Here is a 1,803-nt window from a genome sequence, read left to right as displayed (position 1 = left end):
GCGCGGGGGGGGGGGGGGGGGGGGGGGCGGCGCGCGCGCGGCGCGGCCCCCCCGCCCCCCCCCCCGCCCCCGCGGCGCGCGCCCCCCCCCCCCCCCCCCCCGCGGCCGATTCCGTCGCGTACACCTCGCACATGTGCCGCCCGTCCGGCGTCGCCGTGTGCTCGACCTCCCACAGGCTGATCTCGCTCCCGTTCCGCAGGACGAACGCGTGCTCGTACAGGCTGAATCCGGCGTCCCGGCCGTCCGTCAGGTACTGCCGGGTGCCGAACGCCTGGGTGATCCGGTGCGCGCACGCGGTCCGCAGCAGCAGCGCCACCCGCGCGCCCGGCCGGTCGGTGTTCTCCGCGCGGCGCAGCACCCGGCGGGCGTGGTCCGCGGACTCCTCCACGGCGTACTCGCGGTGCCGCTGGGCCGGCGTCGGATGGGCGAACAGGGCGCTGAGCACAGCCAGATCGCTCGGCGACTCCTCCTCGGGCACCGCTTCCGTCAGGTCCCGCGCCACCTCCGAGGGGACCTCGTCGAACAGCTGCGCCACGGCCAGGCATATCTCGGCCCGGCTCGCGAAGACCTCGTACCGGATCGCCCGGTCGCCCTCCCGGCGGTGCGCCAGCTCCCACAGGGCCACCGAATCGCCGTCGGCCAGCAGGTACGTGTGCCGCTGGATCTCCCGCCACCCGTCGGCCCCGGGATGCCGGCGGGTGGTGTGGAGCGAAGAGCTGTGGGCGAGCGCCCTGCCGAGGCGCTCGACCAACCGGTCGGGCAGGTCGTAGGAGTTGAGGGCGCGTCCCAGGAGTCGCTCGAGGTGCGCCTCGGTTGTCTCGTACGGATCGCTCAAGGTGGGTCTCCAGGCCGTCGCAGCTTGTGACTTCGTGGGAGCTCAACGTAGCCCCTGGGTCTGACATCACGTCCGGGGTTCGGTAAAACGTCCGGGACGCATCAGGGGTTCCCGCCATCCCTTCAGGTCAACCTCCGTACATATGGGCATGGTTGGACCGGGTATCGGGCGGAAGGCGGGACTATGGGCCACATGGCAACGAATACCGTGGGCGTCCCCCGCCAGCAAGGGCAGCCCCGCAACCGCGACGACGCGCAGCCGCTCGCCGCCCCCCGCTCGCTGGCCTGGCTGCTGGTGCTCACCGGGGCCGCCGGGGTGCTGGCCGCCTGGATCATCACGCTCGACAAGTTCCTGCTGCTGGAGGACCCGGACTTCAAGCCCGCCTGCAGCCTCAATCCGGTGGTCTCCTGCGGCAGCGTCATGCGGAGCGACCAGGCGGCGGCCTTCGGCTTCCCGAACCCCCTGCTCGGGCTGGTCGCCTACGGGGCGGTCGTGTGCGTCGGCGCGGGCCTGCTGGCGGGCGCCCGCCACCGCGGCTGGTTCTGGCTGGGACTCGACGCGGGAATGCTCTTCGGGGTCGGCTTCTGCTCCTGGCTCATGGCCCAGTCGCTCTACGAGATCAACGCGCTCTGCCTGTGGTGCTGCCTGACCTGGGTGGCCACCCTGCTGATGTTCTGGGCGGTCACCGCCCACGTCGTCCGCACGGGGATCCTCCCGGCCCCCGCACCCCTGCGGGGCTTCTTCGCCGAGTTCGGCTGGGCCCCGCCGGCCCTGCACGTCGGAGTGATCGGCATGCTGATCCTGACCCGGTGGTGGGAGTTCTGGACCGGCTGAGGGCGGCGGACGACGCGCGAGGGCCCCGGCAGCTGGAAGCTCTGGCGGGCCCCCCCACCAAACCCCGGTGGGGAGTAAACACCCCCCCCCCCGGCCCCCGGGGCGCCGCCCCCCCACAAGAGGCCGGCGAAAAG

At 73.4% G+C, this 1,803-nt stretch carries 2 protein-coding genes; one reads left to right on the top strand and one right to left on the bottom strand.

The features are described from left to right. A partial coding sequence (locus ACWF9Z_RS02210) for a DUF6227 family protein (RefSeq protein WP_453596548.1) occupies positions 1 to 835 on the bottom strand: 835 nt, incomplete at its 3' end. A gap of 192 nt (positions 836 to 1,027) precedes the next feature. On the opposite strand from ACWF9Z_RS02210, the gene ACWF9Z_RS02205 reads away from it, so the two are divergent. Further along, positions 1,028 to 1,669 (top strand): vitamin K epoxide reductase family protein, encoded by a 642-nt coding sequence (locus ACWF9Z_RS02205; RefSeq protein WP_453596546.1) that lies wholly within the window; start codon positions 1,028 to 1,030, stop codon positions 1,667 to 1,669. Positions 1,670 to 1,803 lie beyond the last annotated feature (134 nt).

This window comes from Streptomyces sp. NPDC054961 (assembly GCF_053609145.1).
This window is presented reverse-complemented; position numbering and strand designations above follow the sequence as displayed.

Excerpts from the sequence above, each read along its gene's own strand:
- ACWF9Z_RS02205 (WP_453596546.1), top strand. The coding sequence starts at position 1,028 with ATGGCAACGAATACCGTGGGCGTCCCCCGCCAGCAAGGGCAGCCCCGC.